The 22,030-nt window shown below is 41.6% G+C and carries 15 protein-coding genes; 10 read left to right on the top strand and 5 right to left on the bottom strand.

Annotated features, from left to right (window positions below; translation table 11 throughout):
* Positions 1–361 precede the first annotated feature (361 nt).
* From CPG39_RS00755 to CPG39_RS00740, 4 genes are all read left to right on the top strand, one after another.
* Positions 362–676 (top strand): BolA/IbaG family iron-sulfur metabolism protein, encoded by a 315-nt coding sequence (locus tag CPG39_RS00755; protein ID WP_172424061.1) that lies wholly within the window; start codon positions 362–364, stop codon positions 674–676.
* A gap of 640 nt (positions 677–1,316) precedes the next feature.
* Positions 1,317–3,458: a hypothetical protein gene (locus CPG39_RS00750; protein WP_096291598.1), complete on the top strand. Its 2,142-nt coding sequence runs from the start codon at positions 1,317–1,319 to the stop codon at positions 3,456–3,458.
* 555 nt (positions 3,459–4,013) lie between these two features.
* Positions 4,014–6,155 carry a WD40/YVTN/BNR-like repeat-containing protein gene (locus CPG39_RS00745; protein WP_096291597.1) on the top strand — a complete coding sequence of 714 codons (2,142 nt, stop codon included), beginning with the start codon at positions 4,014–4,016 and terminating at the stop codon, positions 6,153–6,155.
* Between the two features lie 188 nt (positions 6,156–6,343).
* Complete coding sequence (locus tag CPG39_RS00740) at positions 6,344–8,485, top strand: WD40/YVTN/BNR-like repeat-containing protein (RefSeq protein WP_096291596.1); 2,142 nt, start codon at positions 6,344–6,346, stop codon at positions 8,483–8,485.
* A gap of 100 nt (positions 8,486–8,585) precedes the next feature.
* Here the strand turns inward: CPG39_RS00740 and CPG39_RS00735 are convergent, their stop codons facing one another.
* On the bottom strand, positions 8,586–10,802 hold the full coding sequence (locus CPG39_RS00735; protein WP_096291595.1) for a UvrD-helicase domain-containing protein: 2,217 nt from the start codon (positions 10,800–10,802) through the stop codon (positions 8,586–8,588).
* A 147-nt stretch (positions 10,803–10,949) separates the two neighbouring features.
* Complete coding sequence (locus tag CPG39_RS00730) at positions 10,950–11,819, bottom strand: phosphoribulokinase (protein ID WP_096291594.1); 870 nt, start codon at positions 11,817–11,819, stop codon at positions 10,950–10,952.
* A 623-nt stretch (positions 11,820–12,442) separates the two neighbouring features.
* Between CPG39_RS00730 and CPG39_RS00725 the strand changes: the two genes are divergently transcribed.
* Positions 12,443–12,967 carry a hypothetical protein gene (locus CPG39_RS00725; RefSeq protein ID WP_096291593.1) on the top strand — a complete coding sequence of 175 codons (525 nt, stop codon included), beginning with the start codon at positions 12,443–12,445 and terminating at the stop codon, positions 12,965–12,967.
* Between the two features lie 65 nt (positions 12,968–13,032).
* On the top strand, positions 13,033–13,395 hold the full coding sequence (locus CPG39_RS00720) for an exosortase system-associated protein, TIGR04073 family (protein WP_096291592.1): 363 nt from the start codon (positions 13,033–13,035) through the stop codon (positions 13,393–13,395).
* A gap of 272 nt (positions 13,396–13,667) precedes the next feature.
* Here the strand turns inward: CPG39_RS00720 and CPG39_RS00715 are convergent, their stop codons facing one another.
* On the bottom strand, positions 13,668–14,117 hold the full coding sequence (locus CPG39_RS00715; protein WP_096291591.1) for a hypothetical protein: 450 nt from the start codon (positions 14,115–14,117) through the stop codon (positions 13,668–13,670).
* A 260-nt stretch (positions 14,118–14,377) separates the two neighbouring features.
* The gene (locus CPG39_RS00710) at positions 14,378–14,812 is read right to left on the bottom strand and encodes a protein YgfX (protein WP_096291590.1); all 435 of its coding nucleotides are present in this window, start codon (positions 14,810–14,812) and stop codon (positions 14,378–14,380) included.
* A 122-nt stretch (positions 14,813–14,934) separates the two neighbouring features.
* On the opposite strand from CPG39_RS00710, the gene CPG39_RS00705 reads away from it, so the two are divergent.
* The 4 genes from CPG39_RS00705 (at position 14,935) to pnp (ending at position 20,991) form a co-directional block, all read left to right on the top strand.
* Complete coding sequence (locus tag CPG39_RS00705; protein WP_096291589.1) at positions 14,935–15,963, top strand: YgfZ/GcvT domain-containing protein; 1,029 nt, start codon at positions 14,935–14,937, stop codon at positions 15,961–15,963.
* 682 nt (positions 15,964–16,645) lie between these two features.
* Complete coding sequence (locus CPG39_RS00700; RefSeq protein WP_096291588.1) at positions 16,646–18,109, top strand: dynamin family protein; 1,464 nt, start codon at positions 16,646–16,648, stop codon at positions 18,107–18,109.
* Between the two features lie 350 nt (positions 18,110–18,459).
* Complete coding sequence (gene rpsO / locus CPG39_RS00695; protein ID WP_096291587.1) at positions 18,460–18,729, top strand: 30S ribosomal protein S15; 270 nt, start codon at positions 18,460–18,462, stop codon at positions 18,727–18,729.
* Positions 18,730–18,861: 132 nt separating this feature from the next.
* The gene (gene pnp / locus CPG39_RS00690; protein WP_096291586.1) at positions 18,862–20,991 is read left to right on the top strand and encodes a polyribonucleotide nucleotidyltransferase; all 2,130 of its coding nucleotides are present in this window, start codon (positions 18,862–18,864) and stop codon (positions 20,989–20,991) included.
* A 105-nt stretch (positions 20,992–21,096) separates the two neighbouring features.
* Here the strand turns inward: pnp and dksA are convergent, their stop codons facing one another.
* Entirely contained in the window at positions 21,097–21,522 is a 426-nt protein-coding gene (gene dksA, locus CPG39_RS00685; RefSeq protein WP_096291585.1) for an RNA polymerase-binding protein DksA, read from the bottom strand.
* Between the last annotated feature and the right edge of the window lie 508 nt (positions 21,523–22,030).

The following is a 22,030-nucleotide window of genomic DNA, read 5'->3' as shown; positions in this document are numbered from 1 at the left end:
CAGCTTCAGGTTAAAAATACGCTGAATGCAGAGTAAACATAGAATTACCTCGTACATCAATCCCGAAACAAAAATCTTCCGATTACACCATTGGCAGAGAGGGAGATTATCATGCATAAAAGCAGCTGCCATGAATAGTCCGACGGAAAGATTTTGGAGAATACTCAAAAATGAACTAGGCTTATCACAAAGAATTCAAAACATAGCAATAAACAACTCAGAAGATTATTGCATACATGAAAACCTTCTATAATCGACAGTAATACAAGTGTTATCTTTCGCCAACATAATTTACGCGGTGATACGATGCAAAATCGAATCGTAACTATATACTCCATTTTTAAATACTCGTATCAGTCATATGATGAATATAAAAAATTCAATCGAGCTTAAACTGCTAACATTGCAGCCACAATTTCTAGAAGTAATCAATGAAAGTCATAAACATAATGTACCGGAAGGATCCGAGTCCCATTTCAAAGTGACCATTGTTTCTGACAAATTTAACGAAAAAATGCTGTTAGCTCGACACCGAATGGTCAATAACATTCTGGTAGATGAGCTTCATTCAATTCATGCGCTTGTCATGCATACCATGACCATGAAGGAATGGTCTGAAAAGAATGAAAAATCCAACGAATCACCCCCGTGCTTGGGAGGCTCAAAAATTAAGTAGCCTGATAACACTGATATTTTCTTCTTACAGCTGTTAATTAATTGAAATCAGTTGCCCAAGTTATTAGCGTATCCCTGTCGAATATCTAACATCAATAATGGATAATCTCCAAATTAAGACATAACCATATGAGAAAATTGATAATTATAATACTCTAGACTCACAGATACGATCTGCTAGCCTAGAGCCTAAAAAATATCATTTAGTCTATAAAACACAGAACGAATTAAAAAAATTCCTTCAGACTGACTACTCGGCCGCAAGCAACCGAGTTTACGCCAGCTTGATTGACCTCCGGTCAAACGGAATTTTTATTATCGACTTTGACTCGGGAGCAAGCTCCCGAGATTTCTTCCATTAAAAATTCTTTGTAAAAATAGGTCGTTAGCGTGTAAAAAGAATTTCTCCTTTATTGTCATAGTGAAGCTTTCAAATTGAACGAAAACTTCCTAGTACACATGTACTAGAAAAAAAAGTAACAATGACCTATTGTGTCACAGGATATTTCCACTAATCTTAACTATCAGTTTATAAAAAAAACAACCATATAGAACTTAATATTTATCAACAGCTTATATAAATAATTTGATTCTATAAAGCTAATTATTAACAACGAACGACAAAACTTGAGGGATTAAGCATGTTAGTCAAATTAAATAAAATTCAGATTGGCAGTATTAGGCGAATCGCCTTAGCTACTGCGTTTTTCTTGTCGATTGGAATCGCCGGTACGAGTGTGCACGCACACACCCCCCACGACATGGTACTTGCATTTGCCGCATCACCCAATTACGCCAGTGATAAAACGATGTTTCTAGTAACCGACGGTGCTTATACTGGTTGGCGTTACGATGAAATTCTGCGTTCAACTGATGGGGGACTGAACTGGGTCAATATCCCGAACGGAATGAACCATCCCTACGAATATAGTGTTCTTCGTGTTTCCCCAAAATTTAGCACCGATCAAACTGTTTTTGCGGGCCTCAAAGGTAAAGGCGGTATTTATCGATCAACCAACCGCGGCGACTCTTGGGAATCTTATAATACCGGACTCGCCGCCTCGAATTTGATTGTAAGGAAAATGGAGGTTGCTGAATCCAGCACGGATTATGTACTTTTTTTCACCGATGCCAACGGCGCCTTATTCCGCCGTTCCAGCACCAATGCAAACTGGGTTCAGGTACTTGATAAAACCAACAAAGTCACCGTCATTGCAATTTCACCCGATTATGCTACTGATAACACCTTAGTGATTGCCAGCAGCACTGGAGACTTACAAAAATCCACCAATGGCGGCAATGACTGGGTCGATCTGGGAAATCCAACAGGAGGAGCCATCATTCACGATATGGCCATCGCACCAGGAGGGGCTGCAGAAATATTCCTAGCGACTCCTCCTGGGGTTTTTTACAGCAGCGATGGAGGAAGCACTTTTATCAGTAAAGGAAATAACTTACCCAATGAAGCGATCAATAATATAGCGGTTTCACCGAATTACGCGATCGATCGTACTGTATTCTGCACCAGCTTAAGACAATCGGTATTTAAGTCCACGGATAAAGGCGATAACTGGGCACTGTTCAATTCAGGAGCCCAAGTCACAAAGCAAACCACATTGCTCAATGAAATGTCCGATTTACAAATATCCCGAACCTATGCCACGGATAAAACAATCTTTTTACCAGTATTCGACGGCCTATTTATTTCAAGGAATGGCGGTACCACATGGCTACAAAGACAAACACGCATGGGACTGATGACAGGGCTTGCGTTATCCACGAGCTTCAACAGTGATCAGGATATGATTGCCACAACCTATGTTGGAAGAGGCATAGCTATTTCTGCTAACGGCGGCACAACCTGGTCTACCAGTGGCTGGCCCAATCCTACGGGGCGGAAGATGAATTTCTTCGATTCACAGGTCGTGAAAAACCCTAACGGCAGTCAAACTGTGGTTTCTGCAACCAATAGTTACATCGGAAGCTCCTCCGATTTCGGAGGAACCTGGACAGTCAAGTTTGTTCCCCGATTCCTAGCCATAGACCCAGATCTCGTCACTTTCACCACTCTGGCAGCATCGCCGAATTTTACTAACGACAAGGAAATTTATCTCGGATCGAGATTTCATGGCGTACTGCATACAAAAGACTTTGGAAAAACCTGGCGACTGCAACGCGGCGTTCCACTGGATCATCCGATTACAAGCATCGCCGTCTCGCCTAATTATGTCAACGATCGCACCGCATTTGTCGCTACCCGGGCAGGACAGGTATGGCGCACTCAGGATGGTGGCGATACTTTCTTACGCGTAGGGACCAGTTCGATCGTATCGATCGGTTGGGTTGGACAAAGTTATTCGTGGGTTGCGGTATCTCCGCAATTCGCTACCGATAACCTAGTGATCGTTGGCACAAACAATGGTATTTACCGCTCGACCGATGGGGGGACTACTTGGGCCAAAGAAACCCATGCTTCAGTGGGAGCTAATGCTGTTGTTCAGCAAGTGGAATTTTCACCGGATTTTGGTACTGACCGGAATATCTTTGTCAATGTTCGCGGCAAAGGGTTGTTCCGTGCAACTCTTAACGGAGCTGGCGCAGTCACTGCTTCACAGAATATCACCTTACCGCTGCTTCAAAACGAGAATATTCAATTTACTGAATTTCAGATATCACCTACATATGCGGTAGATTCTACGATTGTAGGTGCTGCAAGAAAAAATATTTATAAATCAACAAACGGCGGTTTAACCTGGGCAGTGGCAGGATTTCCCGATAATTAGCCGGGATACGCCATTGTAAATTGCTCTAGACTAGTTGGGACAACAAACTGGTCTAGAGCTCAGAGAGAATTTCCAAGTTACACGATGGGGTAAGCTGAAGCATGCAACGATAATTATTCTACAAGGTTAATGAGTGACAACTTCTAAAAAAATAACTGATTAGCCTTCCATCATACAAGCGATTCAAAAATGAGATGGTAATGATTATTCATCAAGCAGGCAGCATGGAAAATTTATTAAAACCTTGATTAGCCATTGTCCTCATAAGTGTTTTCGCTGCTCCGTGCAATGCCCTCTGCTAAAACGCATCCGCAGTGTAATCTACAGATCTCTCCAGTTATCCACGTAAGACTTTTAAGGTTTCGCAAAAGCTATACGAGAATAGTCTAGAAAAAATCACGGGAGTCTATCAATATAAAAAGATATTCTCGTTGACCTTAGAACTATTCCCTTAAAATCAATCAACTAAGAAAATATTCAGGACTTATTAATTAGTTCATAGCAAGATGTCCATTTCATAGAATCAGCGATCAACTAAAACTTTAAGGATTAAACATGTTAATTAAATCAAACAAAATTCAGATTGACAGTATTCGGCGAATTGCCATAATTACTGCGTTTTTCTTGTCAATTGGCATCATCGCTACAAGTACACGCGCGCATACGCCTCATGACATGATACTTGCATTTGCCGCATCACCCAATTATGCCACTGATAAAACAATGTTTATGGCAAACATAGGCGCATATACCGGTTGGCGCTACGATGAAATTCTGCGATCAACTGATGGGGGACTTACGTGGACAGATATTCCAAACGGAATGGATCACCCGTACGAATTGAGCGTTCTTCGTGTTTCACCAAAATTTAGTACCGACCAAACTGTTTTCGCCGGTTTCCAAGGAAGAGCCGGTGTTTATCGATCAACTAACCGTGGCGACTCTTGGGAGCCTTATAACACAGGGCTCGCAGCCTCAAATTTGATTGTAAGGAAAATGGAGGTTGCTGAATCCAACACGGGCTATGTGCTCTTTTTTGCCGATGCCAGTGGAGCCTTATTCCGTCGTTCCAGTACCAATGCAAGCTGGGTTCAAGTGCTCGATAAAACTAACAAAGTAACGGTTATTGCGATATCACCAAACTACGCCACCGATCGTACTTTGCTGATTGCGAGCAGTACCGGAAGTTTAAAAAAATCCACTAACGGAGGAACTGATTGGATCAATTTGGGAACACCAACAGGAACCATCATCCACGATATGGCCATCGCCCCTGGAGGTGCAGAAATATTCCTTGCTACGCCAAACTTTGGAATCTTTTATAGCAATAATGGAGGTAGCTCATTTATTAATAAAGGAACTAATCTTCCCGACGAAGCAATCAATAACATAGCAGTTTCACCGAACTACGCGATCGATCGCACAGTTTTCTGTACCAGCCTGACTCAATCGGTATTTAAATCCACGGATAAAGGTAATAATTGGGCGCTGTTCAATTCAGGAGCCAAGGTCACCAAACAAACTCCATTAATCAATGAAATGACGGACTTGCAAATATCTCGAACTTATGCAACCGACAAGACAATTTTTTTACCGGTATTCGACGGTCTTTTTATTTCGAGGAACGGTGGCACCACATGGCTGCAAAGACAAACACGAATGGAAATACTGACAGGACTTGCGCTATCTACTAGTTTCAACAGTAGTCAAGACATGATTGCCACAACCTATTTCGGAAGGGGTATAGCCGTTTCTACCAATAGCGGCACAACATGGTCTACCAGCGGTTGGCCCAATCCAACGGGAAGGAGGATGAATTTCTTCGATTCGCAGGTCGTAAAAAATCCTAACGGTACTCAAACTATTATTTCCGCAACCAGCGGAGGTATTGGGAATTCTATCGATTTTGGAGAAAGTTGGGTTGTCAATCATGTTCCAAGATTTGTTGCGATAGATCCAGATCCTGTTACCTTCACTGTACTTGCAGCATCGCCGAATTTTACTAACGATAAAGAGATCTATCTCGGCACGAGATTTCATGGTGTCATTCAAACAAAAGATGCTGGCAAAACCTTACGGTTGCAGCATGGAGTTCCATTGACACATCCTATTACAAGTGTGGCGGTTTCACCTAACTATGCCAACGACCGCACCGCATTTGCCGCCACCCGGGCAGGACAGGTATGGCGCACTCAGGATGGCGGTGATACTTTTCTACGTGTAGGTGCTAGCTCGATCGTAGCAATCGGGTGGGCTGGACAAAGATATACGTGGATCGCAGTATCTCCGCGATTTGCTACTGATAATCTTGTGATTGTTGGCACAAACAATGGTATTTATCGCTCGACCAACAGGGGCAACACTTGGACAAAAGAAACCCATGCTTCAGTGGGAGCTAATGCTGTTGTTCAGCAAGTGGAATTTTCACCAAATTTCGGCACTACCGACCGGAATATCTTTGTCAATGTCCGCGGCAAAGGGCTGTTCCGCGCAAATCTAAATGGAGCTGGCGCAGTCACCACCTCGCAGAATATAACCTTATCACTGCTTGAGAACGAGAATATTCAATTTACGGAATTTCAGATATCGCCTACATATGCGGTAGATTCTACGATTGTAGGTGCTGCAAGAAAAAATATTTATAAATCAACAAACGGCGGTCTAACCTGGGCAGTGGCAGGATTTCCCGATAATTAACCGGGATATACGCAATTATAAATTGCGCCAGGCCATCTGAAACAATAAGCAAGTTCAGAACATAGGGGTAATTATTACAAAATAATCCAATAATCATTGGTATAAAAATATATTTCTACTAACCTTAATCTCAATTGATGTGGTCAAGTCAATGATCAAGGAGCAGTCCAAACTTGAAGGAGTTAAATATGTTTGTTAAATTAAATAAAATTCAGATTGGTAGTATTCGGCGGATCGCCATAATTACTACGTTCTTCTTGTCAATTGGCATCATCGCTACAAGTACGCGCGCGCATACGCCTCATGACATGGTATATGCTTTTGCCGCATCGCCGAATTATGCCAGTGATAAAACGATGTTTCTAGTAACCGACGGTGCATATACTGGTTGGCGTTACAATGAAATTCTGCGTTCAACCGATGGAGGGCTTAACTGGACCGATATTCCGAATGGAATGAACCATCCCTACGAATATAGTGTTCTTCGTGTCTCCCCAAAGTTTGCTAGCGATCAAACTGTATTTGCGGGCCTCAAAGGCAAAGGCGGGATTTATCGATCAACCAACCGCGGCGACTCCTGGGAAACCTATAATACCGGCCTTGCTGCATCAAATTTGATTGTAAGAAAAATGGAGGTTGCTGAATCCGGTACGGATTATGTGCTTTTCTTCACCGATGCCAACGGAGCCCTGTTCCGCCGCTCCAGCACCAATGCAAACTGGGTTCAGGTACTCGATAAAACCAACAAAGTAACGGTCATTGCAATTTCACCCAACTACGCTACCGATAACACTTTAGTGATCGCAAGCGACTCGGGTTACTTACAAAAATCCACTAACAGTGGTAATGATTGGATCGATTTGGGAAATCCAACAGGAACCATTGTCTATGATATGGCCATCGCACCAGGAGACGCCACAGAAATATTTCTGGCGACTCCAAGCTTTGGGATTTTTTATAGCAGTGACGGAGGAAGTACCTTTATCAACAAAGGAAACAACTTACCTAACGAAGCAATCAACAATATAGCGGTCTCACCGAATTACGCGATCGATCGCACTGTATTCTGCACCAGCTTAAGGCAATCGATATTTAAATCCACGGATAAAGGTAATAATTGGACGCTGTTCAATTCAGGAGCTCAAGTCACAAAGCAAACCACATTACTCAATGAAATGACAGACCTGCAAGTATCCCGAACCTATGCCACGGATAAAACCATTTTTTTACCAGTATTCGATGGGCTGTTTTTATCGAGTAACGGCGGCACAACATGGAAGCAACGACAGACCCGAAGAGGCCTAATGACAGGACTTGCTGCATCTTCGAGTTTCAGCAGCGATCAAAAGATGATTGCCACAACTTATGTCGGCCGTGGCATAGCCATTTCTGCTGATGGCGGCAGCACATGGTCTACCAGTGGTTGGCCTAATCCCAAGGAACACAAGTTAAATTTCTTTGATTCGGATATTGTACAAAATCCTAATGGCACTCAAACGGTAATATCGGCAAGAAATGGATTCATAGGGAAATCAACCGATTTCGGAGATAGTTGGAACGTCAAGTTTGTACCTCGATTTACTGCCATAAACCCTGATCTCGTCACTTTCACTACCCTGGCAGCATCGCCAAACTTTACTAACGATCAGGAAATTTATTTCGGATCGAGATTTCATGGTGTGCTGCATACAAAAGACTTTGGAAAAACCTGGCGGCTGCAACGCGGCGTTCCACTGAATCATCCGATTACAAGCGTCGCCGTCTCGCCTAATTATGCCAACGATCGCACCGCATTTGCCGCTACACGCGCAGGACAGGTATGGCGCACTCAGGATGGCGGAGACACCTTCTTACGCGTGGGAGCTAGCTCGATCGTATCGATCGGTTGGGGGGGACAAAGATATACGTGGGTTGCGGTATCTCCGCAATTCACCACCGATAATCTGGTAATCGCTGGCACAAACAATGGCATTTACCGCTCGACCGATGGGGGTACTACCTGGAGCAAAGAAACCCATGCTTCGGTGGGCTCAAATGCTGTTGTCCAGCAAGTGGAATTTTCACCGGATTTTGGCACTGACCGGAATATCTTTGTCAATGTTCGCGGCAAAGGATTGTTCCGTGCAAATCTGAACGGAGCCGGTGCAGTCACTGCTTCTCAAAATATAACCTTATCGTTGCTTGAAAACGAAAATATTCAATTCACTGAATTCCAAATATCACCCACCTATGCGGTAGATTCTACGGTTTTAGGCGCTGCGAGAAATAATATCTACAAATCAACAAATGGTGGTTTAACTTGGGCAGTTGCAGGATTTCCCGATAAATAACAGAATCGAGAATTGTACAATGCCATCTAGCTGAAACTAGGTGGCATTATCGATAGCTTAATTTCTGCTGAAATCATTCTGTCCGATAAGCTCCCCCTGTTTAAACTGTCGACAACTTTGCATATTCAAGCGACAGCCATTTCATTCCAGCTTGATCAAAATTTACCTGAACTCTCGCATCACTGCCGCAACCTTCACAATTGATAATAACACCGACACCGAATTTGGCATGCATCACGCTCTGTCCGATTTTCCATCCACCAATACCACTGTTGAAAGATCTAGAGTGGATACCTGACGAATTTCTTGATGCATCCACAGAGGTTTGACTAGTCGCATTCGAGTAGCGGAGGAAGGTATCCGGATTTCTCGGTCCAGCCTGCAGCCATTTTAAGCAGGCTTGTGGAATTTCATCGAGAAAGCGTGACGCAATGTTATATCGAGTTTGGCCATGTAGCATTCGGCTTTGCGTAAAACTCAGATATAACCGGCGGCGAGCGCGTGTCATGGCCACGTACATCAAGCGCCTTTCCTCAGCGATGCCATTGCTTTCATTCAAACTGTTCTCATGCGGGAAAAGCCCCTCCTCCAATCCGCTTAGAAACACAGTATGAAACTCCAATCCTTTAGCTGCATGAACTGTCATCAATTGCAATGCATCCCGACCGCTGCCGGCCTGATGCTCACCAGCTTCCAGTGAAGCGTGAGCAAGAAACTCGGTCAGACTGTCATTTCCGGTTTCATGCACAAAACTGGTCGCAGCATTAATTAGCTCATTCAAATTTTCGAGCCTTTCCGAACTTTCGCGCTCTTTGGCATAATGCACCAATAGCTCACTATGAATCAGCATGTACTCTACAATTTGAGGCAACAGTAACTCGCCACAGCTTTGACGCATCGTCATGATCAGAAATACAAACTTGGCTACACCTTTTAAGGATTTGTGCGATTCTTGCAACAATGACACTTCACCGCCACATTTTTGCAATGCTGCCGCCCACAGGCTGTGACCTTGAGCTTTGGCATCATCTTGCAATTGTTCCAAGCTACGAGCACCTATACCACGTGCCGGAAAGTTGATGACACGCAATAAAGCGCCATCATCATCAGGATTGGCAATTAAGCGTAAATAAGCTAATGCGTGTTTGATTTCCTGACGATCAAAGAATCGCATACCCCCATAGACACGATAAGGTATTGCAGCATTAAACAAGCTGTGTTCAAGTACTCGTGATTGTGCATTGGAGCGATATAGCAACGCAATTTCTGATAAGGCGATACCCTCCTCCGCATGCAAAGTTTTAACTTCTTCAACAATAAATGCGGCTTCATCGAAATCATTTGGCGCGTTGTAAACACGTAATGGCTCGCCCCTTCCCTCAGCAGTCCAAAGATTTTTACCCAAACGCTCGCTATTATTTTCAATTAATGCATTAGCTGCATCCAGAATATTCCCATGGGATCGATAATTCTGCTCCAGCTTGATTATTTTTGTGATGCCAAAGTCGCGCTCAAAGTCTTTCATGTTGCCGCTGTATGCACCACGAAACGCATAAATGCTTTGGTCATCATCACCGACCGCAAAAACCGCCGCCGTTTCCTTCGTTCCCGTACCCGCCAGCAATTTGAGCCATTTGTATTGCAGTGGATTAGTATCCTGAAATTCATCCACCAGAATATGATTAAAACGTTCCCGGTAATGCTGACATAAGATTTCATTGCGGCTCAGCAGTTCATAACTGCGTAACAACAATTCGGCGAAATCCACGGCACCCTCTTTATGACATCGCTGCTCATATGCTTGATAAAATTCGAGCATGTGGCGTGAGAAAACATCATCGGGCGTAACATAAGCGGCACGTAAACCAGATTCCTTGGCATTGTTGATAAACCACTGAACTTGACGGGGCGGGAATTTCTTGTCGTCAGCGGATAAATCTTTCAAGATACGTTTAATTAAAGCCAATTGATCCGCAGAATCCAGGATCTGAAACGCTTGAGGCAAACCGGCATCTTGATAATGCGAGCGCAACATGCGGTGACACAATCCATGAAATGTCCCAATCCACATTCCGCGCGGATTAATCGGCAGCATAGCGGTAATCCGCGCCAGCATCTCCTTAGCTGCTTTGTTGGTAAATGTAACAGCCAGAATACCGCTCGGACTTACTTGCTCCGATTGGATCAGATATGCAATGCGCGTCGTCAATACGCGTGTCTTACCGCTACCGGCACCAGCTAAAACCAACACAGACTGGTGTGGCAATGTAATCGCTTCCAGTTGCTGCGGATTCAGATCGGATAATAAAGAAGTCATGAGCGGATAGAGCTAATGCAGTCTGGACATATTTAAGAACAGCTGCATGAATTGGATTTCCGGCACTTTGATTAATCCAGAATCCGATAAATAAGCATTCACATATTATCGCAATCCATGAATTAATCGAGGCCGATCAAAAAATTTCTAGACTCTACTTTTAGCGACAATATCCAGAATCACTGGCGTCAATATGAGTTCAATCGCCATACCCATTTTTCCGCCTGGAACAACAATGGTATTGGGGCGCGACATGAATGAATCATGAATCATTCTCAGCAAAAAAGGAAAATCCGCCATTTCCGGGTTTCTAAAGCGGATTACCACAAGGCTTTCATCCAGCGTTGGAATTTCACGCGCAATAAACGGATTGGACGTATCGACAGTGGGCACGCGCTGGAAGTTGATATGTGTACGAGAAAACTGCGGCGTAATGTAATGCACATAATCATGCATGCGACGCAGGATCGTGTGCGTTACCGCTTCTGTTGAATAACCCCGAGCATTGGTATCACGAAATATTTTCTGAATCCATTCAAGATTAACGATCGGAACCACGCCAACCAGCAAATCCACATATCTGGCAACATCGGCCGTATCACTCTTTGCACCGCCGTGCAAGCCCTCATAAAACAATAAATCAGAACCAGCTGGGATTGGTGACCATGGAGTAAATGTGCCCGCTTTCTGCTGCCACGGACTGGCTTCCTCATCATTATGCAGATATAGACGCGTCTGTCCGCTGCCGTTATTGCTATATTCCTTAAATAACGCTTCCAATTTTTCAAATTCATTGGCTTCCGGACCAAAATGACTGATCGGGCGTCCATTGTTTTTTTCCGATTCTGCCACAGCTTGCTTCATCGCTTCGCGATCATAGCGATGAAAACTATCACCTTCTACAATAACCGCCTTTAGTTTTTCACGACGAAATATATGTTCAAAACTAGTCTTTACCGTTGAGGTACCTGCACCTGAAGATCCGGTAACGGCGATAACCGGGTGTTTTTGCGACATTCGATTCTCCTAAAAAATATATTTATCGTACCCAGGATAAGGTACATAGTAATCCTATTTACTCGATATGATACTTCTTTCTCATCTGACCTAACAGCAAGGAATCATTTCATGGCGCCCTTAATTCAAAATAACTCCCTCAAACTACTGGAGCTTTTATCATGTTAAATTAACCGCCTTAATAGTAAGCGTATTGTATATCAAGAGTACATTTTAATCGTTATCTGCGGATAGTTTATGTCAGAAAAATATGCAAAGTATAAAACGGTCATTGATTATAATTTTATTCCATGAATGAAGCGTCAATAATTTTGCGTCGACTGGAAACCCACCGCCACCCTCCCACACTTATTTTTATCACCACGTAATTTAATTAAAATAATATAAAACAGGAATATATAATGATAGCTTTTATATTATTTCTGACATAAAGAAATCACTCGAGCAATTAACAGGATTGCCAAACGAATAATAACTCAGCGTCATTTTGAGCTAGAATATACGATCAAACAGAATCATTGAATCATCTTTCATTAACAATGTGGCGCAAGATGACTAAAATTATTTTTTACAAAAGATATACATAAACAAAAACATTAAGATAAGAACCTAGGAGTTTAACTGTGCACCCGATCGTACCTATTACCATGGCACTTGGTGTCATTCTGTTTTTTGTAGGAATAGTGGCTCAAACCTGGCTTGGATTTCGACGCATCAATCGTATAAAGCTTCGCGGAAAAGAATATCAACGCTGGCATTTTGTCTTTGTTACAGTGGGTTCCGGTGTGGCTTTGATTATGTTATCGGTAATGCTGCCTAAGTACATACCCTACGAACCGACGCAAGACCAGAAATCAATGCAGCCAGCTTTATCCGGTAATTTGAAATTTGAATTAGAATCCATTTTATTCAGCTTGAATCTTAATGAAGACGCCATATTGAAAGCCATCACCCGGTTTCAGACAGAATATCAAGAGGCATCGCAGCGAAATGATAAGAGCACGATGGATCTTCTGATTCTGGAAATAGCTTATAGAATCAGAACCGAACTACAGAACCGCGACTATCCAGAACAACAAATCGAACGCGAAGTTGAGAAAATCACAAACGTTTTAAGACAGTCAACCAAAATAGAAAATCTCAAATAAAAAAACATTTATTTTTGAATAACATATATAACATTTTAAAATCAATTACTTAGGAAATAACGATTATGAAAACAATAATTCAGATACTGATAATCACATTTGCAATATTCCTGGTTGCTGTTAATCCTGCATTTGCCGAGCAATACCCGGACAAAGTAGTTGAGAAATTAGGAACAGGTCTTGCCAATGCTGTGACAGGCGTAGCCGAAATACCTAAAACGATTAGTATTGTCGGCAATCAAGATGGTGTCATCCACGGCATGACGGTCGGGTTTATCACGGGTATTGCCAATGCAGTTGGACGCTCTCTAAGTGGCGCTTTTGATATTGCAACATTCCTGATCCCTACCACACCTTTTGTTAAGCCCGCATATATTTGGGATGACTTTAGCCGGAAAACGACTTTCGTTGAAGCACAAATGCGTTAATCAAGCTTTTTGTTACCTATTAATGGCCAAATTAACGCAACGCATGTCAGGGTGGAATACTTGTCACTCAATAGCCGAAGCAGTTTTATTACAATTAAATTCAAATTTGGTTAACAATTATGATTACTGAATCTTGCAGGTAAGCTGTAATAAAATTGCAGGGCCATGCAGCGTTGAATTATCAATAATTTCGAAAAGGTAAATCGACGCTAGTATTATCAAATTACATTTTTTGTTTCAGTAACAATAACAAACGATAAGCGAACAAAAATTCAAATCGATCCGCCAATAGCTGCAGGGGGTGAATCTGTAGCAAGACATTCACTGAACTCATAGTTACTTGATCCTTCAGCTAATTCATAGCTCTCAACTAGAACGAAACTTACACATTCTTTCTTTTTGAAAGAATACTGATATTTATCCGGGGTTCCCTCTTGTGGCAAAGCAACTTCATAAAAAAGACTTCCCTTTATCCACCATTTGCCTGATTCGGTAAAATTCCTGACGGTACCATCCAGTCCTGTAAAACTGAAATCAATCGTATATGTACCATCAGCATTTCGTGTTTGTGTCCATCTTTTTACAGTTCCACTTTCTTCCACATATTCACCTTCCCATACCCCAATCAATTTGACATCGATAAATGAACGTTGATTTACTGCTGTGATAGCGCTACACCCAAGTAAGCTAATCGTTAGAAATATTAAAAAGAATTGTCTCATTAATGCAAAAATTTCAAATTAAATAACTAATTGCGTAACATGGTTAGCAATTTTCCTAATTATCAACTCAATATAGAAGGTTTTCTATCGTTTTTTGTGTAGAGCATTCAAGGGATTTATTAGTGCAAACCGACTTGGCGAAACTATCAATAACCCCTTTTATTGAGTATAACGAAATTCACAGCACAATTACTTTGAATACCGTTTTTGATGAATTACCTATTGCGGTATAGCGCACAGATTTTGGGTATATCATTAGCTTATTTATCGCCTTGCCATTTCCAGCGAAGCCAAACTCTTAATTGTCTATGCATATCCAGATCAATACCATCGGGTAATATTACAATACTGCAAGGAAAAAACTCACCTTCAGGCTTAAGGTTTATTACCACTAAATAAGGTGCAACGAACGTACTCCCCAATACCTTACAAATAGTCGTTTTACCGGATCGAGCGATCGCTGTACATTGCATCTTTTCCGAGAGCGTAAAAGAAATCACCGCTTTATTTGCATAAAGCAACGCATCACGACCCAAGTAATGAATCAGGCTAATCACTATCAGGATAGCGATTAACATTTTGACTTCCAAGGAAAGTGACAGCGGCCACAATAGAATTGCTGTTGCAATATGCGCTGAACTCAATATCACAGCGAGCCGGAATGAAGGTTTACGGTGGATAGATAAAGCCGCCATAAATAAATTACATAGCCCTCAATAATTGACGAATAATGGCAATTTTCCTTCACCGCTTCTTGATTTTACCCAGACACGATATCGTATAATCACGCCCATATTGACTCTCGAACTATATTAGTATGAATTCTGATTGGCAAACCTATTTATGTAATCAACATGCTGTCATTTTGAATAATTGCGTATTGCATTTTGGTGATATTTCTGCAGAACTTAGCGACACGCGAAACAAAACCATTATGACAGATCTCTCACATCGCGGATTAATTCAATTCTCTGGAGATGACGCAAAAAATTTTTTACAAAGCCAGCTTAGTTGCGATATCCGGGAAATCAGTTCGGAAATAGCGCAATATGGGGGATATTGCACTTCCAAAGGCCGAATTTTGGCAAGTTTCTTACTGTGGCAAAAGAATCAAAGTGTGATTATGCAATTACCTGCCAGCTTGGTCGCTTCCACGATAAAACGTTTATCATTGTATATACTGCGTTCTAAAGTCCAACTGACCGATATCAGCAATGCCTGGATTCGAATTGGTGTTGCAGGACCTAATGTTTCTGTATTAACAGCTGAATTTTGCAAATCCGCAAATAATTCAGATCCCGTAATTGATAAAGAAATTAGCATGCTGCATGTTGCGAATAACCGTATGGAAGTGATCACGTCGCTTGAAAATGCGCCTGCTGTTTGGGAACGTCTTAAGCAAAATGCTAACCCAGTTGGTACAGCTTGTTGGGATTGGCTAGATATTCAGTCAGGTATTCCGATTATTCTGCCAGAAACCCAAGAAACTTTCTTGCCGCAAATGATTAATCTGGATGCAATCGGTGGAGTAAGTTTTAAAAAGGGCTGTTATCCCGGGCAAGAAATTGTGGCACGAACACAGTATCTCGGTAAGCTTAAACGTCGCATGTTTCTAGTGCACTTCACCACTACGGAAACAATTAAGGCTGGCGATGCGCTTTATAGTGCAGATATGGTTGACCAATCCTGTGGCAATATTGTTAATATCGCACCATCGCCCTGCGGAGGATATGATGCACTGGCAGTGATCCAGCAAAGTAGCGTAAATACCTGCAATATTCATTGGCAATCGTTGCAAGGTCCGATCTTAAAAATAAAATCACTACCTTATACATTGCCAGTATAAAGACACAGCACTTTAATATTTATGCGATTCAATATGATCTTTGATAATTATCTCATTGATTATTTAATATCATTAAAAATTCTTTCACACCACCCTGCAACATCAAAAGTGATGCCTTCTCCCGTTGTCGAGCTGTCTTCATGGCACCCTCAACCGACAAAACTTTAACCTAGTCGGATATAGGATTAGATGCAAGAAGCAACCGTCAATTTCTTATTTCTATCTCTATGGCGTAAATAAGCTCGTCGCGCAAACCTCTATGAAGTCATCCATCGATGAGGGACAAAGCCACCTTAGTCTTTCATTATGGAATGTACAATAGATGGTCAAAATTCAATCAGAACCGCATACTGAGTCAGGAGATAATGTCAATTCTCAGAAATTAAGCATAAATATTATGGGATATGATTTGCTGACAAGCTATCATTGTTCTTGATAGAATCCCAAGTCAGCCGTTCCCGATTAATATTAAGCCTGTATTTAATGCGTTATAACTCATTGCAATGCGATATCTTTTTGCTGTATGCGTACAGAAAATCTGATGAGCTTACATTTCGCTTGTCGAGGATCAAATAATTCATTAGAAAAATACTGACTGTAAACAAGTAGAATGAATTTACTAAAATGCATCGTTCGTTTCATGCATGGAACACACTTTTTATAAGATTGAAAAGGGATTGTTATGCCACACAACTCGACTCAAATTAATAAGTATTTAAAAAGCCTACAGAAACATCTTGTAGATGAGCATCCGGACAATCCAACTTTGGCTAATGCCGTCAAAAGTTTCAGAAAAATGGACTACGTGGGTCATAGCATGGGGCTAATCAATAAAGATGAGTCTTATGCGACATGTGTAACGTGGTGGCCCATGATTGCAGTATTGGGTACATTTTCTGCTGGCAAATCAACCTATATTAATTCTTATTTGAATATGCCACTGCAACGCACTGGCAATCAGGCTGTTGATGATAAATTTACAGTAATCTGCTTTAGCCGTCACAATGAAGCCAAAACTCTTCCTGGTATCGCGCTTGATGCGGATCCGCGATTTCCTTTTTTTCAAATCAGCCGCAGCATTGATGAAATTTCCGAAGCTGGGCAAGAACGTATCGATGCTTATTTACAATTAAAAACTTGTCCATCTGAAAATATTCGCGGGAAAATTATGATTGATTCCCCAGGTTTTGACGCTGACAATCAGCGTGCATCTACATTGCGCCTAACTCAGCACATCATTAATTTATCAGATCTTGTATTGGTATTCTTTGATGCACGTCATCCGGAACCCAAAGCCATGCAGGATACATTGGCTTATCTGGTATCGGCTAGTGTGAACCGGGCCGATGCAAATAAATTTTTATATATTCTCAATCAAATTGATGTTACCGCACAAGAAGACAACCCTGAAGAAGTTGTATCAGCCTGGCAACGCTCTCTTGCAGAAGTAGGATTAATCAGCGGGCGATTTTATCGTATTTATAATCCAAGTGCGGCTGTTCCAATTGCTAACCCCCATGTTCGAGAACGCTTTGAGAAAAAACGTGAAGAAGATATGGCGGATATCGATGCACGGATGCACCAAATCGAAGTGGAGCGCTCGTATCGAATCGTCGGAAAACTTGAGCAAACTGCAAAAGATATTAAAAACAAAAAGGTTAATAAGCTTTGTGAAATGTTAAAGAAATGGAAAAATAAAGTCATCCTTATTGATGGATTGGTATTTTTCACTCTGGCAATATTGGCAAGCACCGCTTTTACTATGACCGAATCTTGGGATCTTCTAAAAACATTTGCCACTCAGCTCATGCAAGGCGAAACCTCATCGGTTGTTATTGCCGCATTTGCTTTGATTGGTATCATTTATGTACATTTCTCTATCCGTCGCACTGTTGCCAACGGATTGCTGAGAAAACTAGGTAAAGAACTGGGTAATGATCATGAAACATTTAAACAATACCTGCATGCTTTTAATAGGAGTACGGCGGCATATCGTCCGATGTTGTTAAAAAACCCTGCAGGCTGGAATGAAACTACGCAACAGACGATTGATGAAATTATTAATGAAGCCAATGATTACATCCAAGCGTTGAATGATCAATTCACCAATCCCTCAGGTAATGGGGGCAAAAACTCACAGGTGTGAAGATTTGATTCAGGCTCGCGAAAAACCCAACGGCAACTTATCAATGTGCAAAAATTCTGGCATGATTTTTCCGGCTAACAATCAAAAAGTGTTATTCACTTGTACAAATGTTAAATACCATTAATTTTCAAAATTAGAATTTATTTAAGGCACGCCGCATGCTAATTAGAGTTGGTTAAGAATTATCACAATTTGTCGCTTATCATGTCTGTATTCACTTTTGCAATCATCACTGTCATTATCACATCGTAACTTGGGCAACATACCTGGATCCAGTTTGGACAAGCGCAATATTAAAGAGTAAAATTTCGGGCTTTTATAATAATAGGGTAATTTAATCGGAGAAATTTATGTCAGTCACAATCGACCAAAAAGCACAGGTAGTACGCGACTATCAAAGAGCAGAAGGGGATACTGGTTCTCCAGAAGTTCAAGTTGCACTTTTAACAGCCAGAATCAATGATTTGATAGGACACTTCAAGATTCACGTCAAAGATCATCATTCCCGGCGCGGTTTACTGCGTATGGTTGGTCGCCGCCGCAAGTTACTTGATTATTTAAAACAACGTAACTTAGATACTTATCAGACATTGATTGAACGCCTTGGCTTACGTAAATAAACGTGCCTCTTTTACTTAATTGGCAGCTATCACATAAATTATTTCCCATTAAAGTTGTCATGCAATCAATGCGTTGGCTTGCAGGTAATCCAAGATTTAGAAAAATTTATTCAGAAGAAAAAGGGTTATTAATTGAAATCTATAAAGAAAAGCATTACCTACGGACGACATCAACTTACACTGGAAACAGGTGAAATTGCAAGGCAGGCACATGGTGCCGTAGTAGTTACAATGGATGATACGGTAGTACTTGTGACCGTAGTGGGTGCAAAAAACATAAAACCTGGTCAGGATTTTTTTCCACTTACTGTCGACTATCAGGAAAGATCTTATGCGGCGGGTAGAATACCAGGAAGCTTCTTTAAGCGTGAAGGACGCCCATCCGAGAAAGAAACACTAACTTCGCGATTAATCGATCGCCCGATCCGTCCACTTTTCCCCGAAGGTTTCTATAACGAGGTTCAAATAGTAGCTACTGTTATGTCGGCTGACAATGAAATTGACCCTGATATTCCTTCGATTATTGGCACATCTGCCGCATTGACTCTCTCTGGAATTCCTTTTGATGGCCCCCTCGGTGCAGCTCGCGTTGGCTACATCAACAATGAGTATGTCTTAAATCCAACTACCTCAGAACTTAAGGATACACAATTAAATTTGGTTGTTGCAGGAACGCAACACGCCGTTTTGATGGTTGAATCCGAAGCAATAGAGTTATCGGAAGAAGTAATGCTTGGTGCCGTAACATATGGCCATGAGCAAATGCAGATAGTTATTGATGCAATTAATGAGTTTGCTGATGAGGCTGGTGTAACTGCATGGGATTGGACACCACCTGCAAAAGACAGCGCATTTGAAGAAAAAATTGCCATGATGGCAGAAGCTGATTTACGGCAAGCATACAAAATAAAACAAAAACAAACGCGTTCTGAAGCAATAAAAACAACTAGAGAGCGTATATCGAATGAACTTGGAGTCGGCACAGAGAACGGACCCGAATTACAAGCTTTTATGGAAGCATTCTTTTCACTGGAATCAAAAATCGTCCGCAACCAAATACTGGATGGAGAACCTCGCATTGACGGTCGAGGTACTCGCACAGTCAGAGCTATAACGATTCGTAATGGGGTATTACCCCGCACTCATGGCTCAGCACTCTTTACTCGCGGCGAAACACAAGCACTTGCAATTGCCACTTTAGGCACTGCTCGTGACGAGCAAAAAATTGATTCATTACAAGGTGATTATAATGAGCGATTTATACTCCACTATAATATGCCCCCTTATGCCACAGGAGAAATAGGTCGTGTTGGCACTCCCAAACGCCGTGAAATCGGGCATGGACGCCTGGCAAAGCGCGCTCTTGTTGCTGTTCTCCCCCCCCCTGAAGAGTTCGGCTATTCTTTGCGAGTTGTCTCTGAAATCACTGAATCCAACGGCTCTAGCTCAATGGCATCGGTTTGCAGCGGCTGTCTTGCACTAATGGATGCCGGAGTACCCCTAAAAGCTCATGTTGCGGGTATTGCCATGGGATTAATCAAGGATGGAAACCGCTTCGCAGTTCTTACGGATATACTCGGCGACGAAGATCATCTTGGTGATATGGATTTTAAAGTCGCCGGTACGGAAAAAGGTATTACCGCACTGCAAATGGATATTAAGATACAAGGCATCACCAAAGAAATTATGCATGCGGCACTGATACAAGCTCATGAAGGAAGGATGCATATTCTGCAAATTATGAAACAGGCCCTACCATCAACTCGCGAAGATATTTCGGTCCACGCACCACGTATTATAAAACTCAAAATTAATCCAGAAAAAATTCGTGACGTAATTGGTAAAGGTGGTGCTGTCATTCGTGCGCTTACGGAAGAAACAGGTACTACCATTGATATTACCGATGATGGTCAGGTAACAATTGCATGCGTCAGTGCCGAAGGTGGCGAGCTTGCTAAAAAACGTATTGAAGATATTACTGCAGAAGTTGAAGTTGGAAAAATCTATGATGGTGTAGTTCTGAAACTGCTTGATTTCGGAGCGATAGTAAGTGTCCTTCCTGGCAAAGATGGATTGCTTCATATTTCTCAAATTGCCAATGAACGAGTCAATAATGTTTCTGATCACCTTAATGAAGGTCAACAGGTACGGGTTAAAGTTCTTGAAGCTGACGACAAAGGGAGGTTAAGGCTAAGTATGAAAGCTGTATCTTCTGATGAAAATCCGTCTGATTCTGATCCTATGACGAAGGAAGAATCATGAGATGAAATCCCTCACTTAAAACTGCATTGGGGCATACATGCAACCCTGTATTTTTACAGGGTTTAATAATTATATTATAATGACTTAATCTTGATATTATCACCGTTATTTCGCTATCTGTTTCTCGCGCATTTCATCTAATGTCTTGCAATCAATACAGAGCGTTGCCGTTGGTCTTGCTTCAAGCCTTTTTAATCCAATCTCCACCCCGCAGCTCTCGCAATAGCCATACTCCTCAGAATCAATCTTACCAATAATTTCATCAATCTTTTTAATGAGCTTACGCTCACGATCACGATTTCGTAACTCAAGCGTCATATCAGATTCTTGACTCGCACGATCATTAGGATCAGCAAAAACCGTTGCCTCATCCTGCATCGTATGAACAGCACGATCAATTTCTTGACTAAGCTCAATTTTCATACCTTCCAGTATTTTGCGAAAATGCAATAGCTGATTAGGACTCATATATTCCTCACCCGATTTTGGTTCATAGGGAGTCACTTGTTTACCTTGTAGCTCTTTTGACATCTTTTAAGGCTCCTATCGCTTCCAGTAGTTGGTAGTGTATAAAAATTTTGTACTAATATCAGAAAACACATTATATAACAAGTCATTTATCTCTGTTCTTTACAAATCACATTTCATCTGTAAGAAATCCAGGATACATATGATAGGAATCAACATTATCATATATGTACACAAGGATATTGATTATCAAACGATTTCACATTTATTGGTTAATTGATTGCGGATATATGAATGATGATGCAAAGATTAAACAGCAGCCAAGAGCTAGCTTATCTGGAAAAGCCGGAGAAGATAGAAATCAGTAAAGAAGAAATAAAACAAAAAATTTACCTCCCGAAGGGTTACAGGTTACAGGTTACAGGTTACAGGTTACAGGTTACAGGTTACAGGTTACAGGTTACAGGTTACAGGTTACAGGTTACAGTCTATAGATTATAGATCGTTCAGCTCATTAAATTTTTTGCACAGGAATTTTGAAGGAGGAGTATTGAATTTACCTTATTTTGGA

It is taken from the genome of Nitrosomonas ureae, from assembly GCF_900206265.1.
GTDB lineage: Bacteria > Pseudomonadota > Gammaproteobacteria > Burkholderiales > Nitrosomonadaceae > Nitrosomonas > Nitrosomonas ureae_C.
This window is presented reverse-complemented; position numbering and strand designations above follow the sequence as displayed.

Excerpts from the sequence above, each read along its gene's own strand:
- CPG39_RS00740 (WP_096291596.1), top strand. The coding sequence starts at position 6,344 with ATGTTTGTTAAATTAAATAAAATTCAGATTGGTAGTATTCGGCGGATC.
- CPG39_RS00705 (WP_096291589.1), top strand. The coding sequence starts at position 14,935 with ATGAATTCTGATTGGCAAACCTATTTATGTAATCAACATGCTGTCATT.
- dksA (WP_096291585.1), bottom strand. The coding sequence starts at position 21,522 with ATGTCAAAAGAGCTACAAGGTAAACAAGTGACTCCCTATGAACCAAAA.
- CPG39_RS00745 (WP_096291597.1), top strand. The coding sequence starts at position 4,014 with ATGTTAATTAAATCAAACAAAATTCAGATTGACAGTATTCGGCGAATT.
- CPG39_RS00710 (WP_096291590.1), bottom strand. The coding sequence starts at position 14,812 with ATGGCGGCTTTATCTATCCACCGTAAACCTTCATTCCGGCTCGCTGTG.
- CPG39_RS00700 (WP_096291588.1), top strand. The coding sequence starts at position 16,646 with ATGCCACACAACTCGACTCAAATTAATAAGTATTTAAAAAGCCTACAG.
- CPG39_RS00750 (WP_096291598.1), top strand. The coding sequence starts at position 1,317 with ATGTTAGTCAAATTAAATAAAATTCAGATTGGCAGTATTAGGCGAATC.
- CPG39_RS00730 (WP_096291594.1), bottom strand. The coding sequence starts at position 11,819 with ATGTCGCAAAAACACCCGGTTATCGCCGTTACCGGATCTTCAGGTGCA.
- CPG39_RS00720 (WP_096291592.1), top strand. The coding sequence starts at position 13,033 with ATGAAAACAATAATTCAGATACTGATAATCACATTTGCAATATTCCTG.
- CPG39_RS00755 (WP_172424061.1), top strand. The coding sequence starts at position 362 with ATGATGAATATAAAAAATTCAATCGAGCTTAAACTGCTAACATTGCAG.
- CPG39_RS00735 (WP_096291595.1), bottom strand. The coding sequence starts at position 10,802 with ATGACTTCTTTATTATCCGATCTGAATCCGCAGCAACTGGAAGCGATT.
- CPG39_RS00715 (WP_096291591.1), bottom strand. The coding sequence starts at position 14,117 with ATGAGACAATTCTTTTTAATATTTCTAACGATTAGCTTACTTGGGTGT.
- rpsO (WP_096291587.1), top strand. The coding sequence starts at position 18,460 with ATGTCAGTCACAATCGACCAAAAAGCACAGGTAGTACGCGACTATCAA.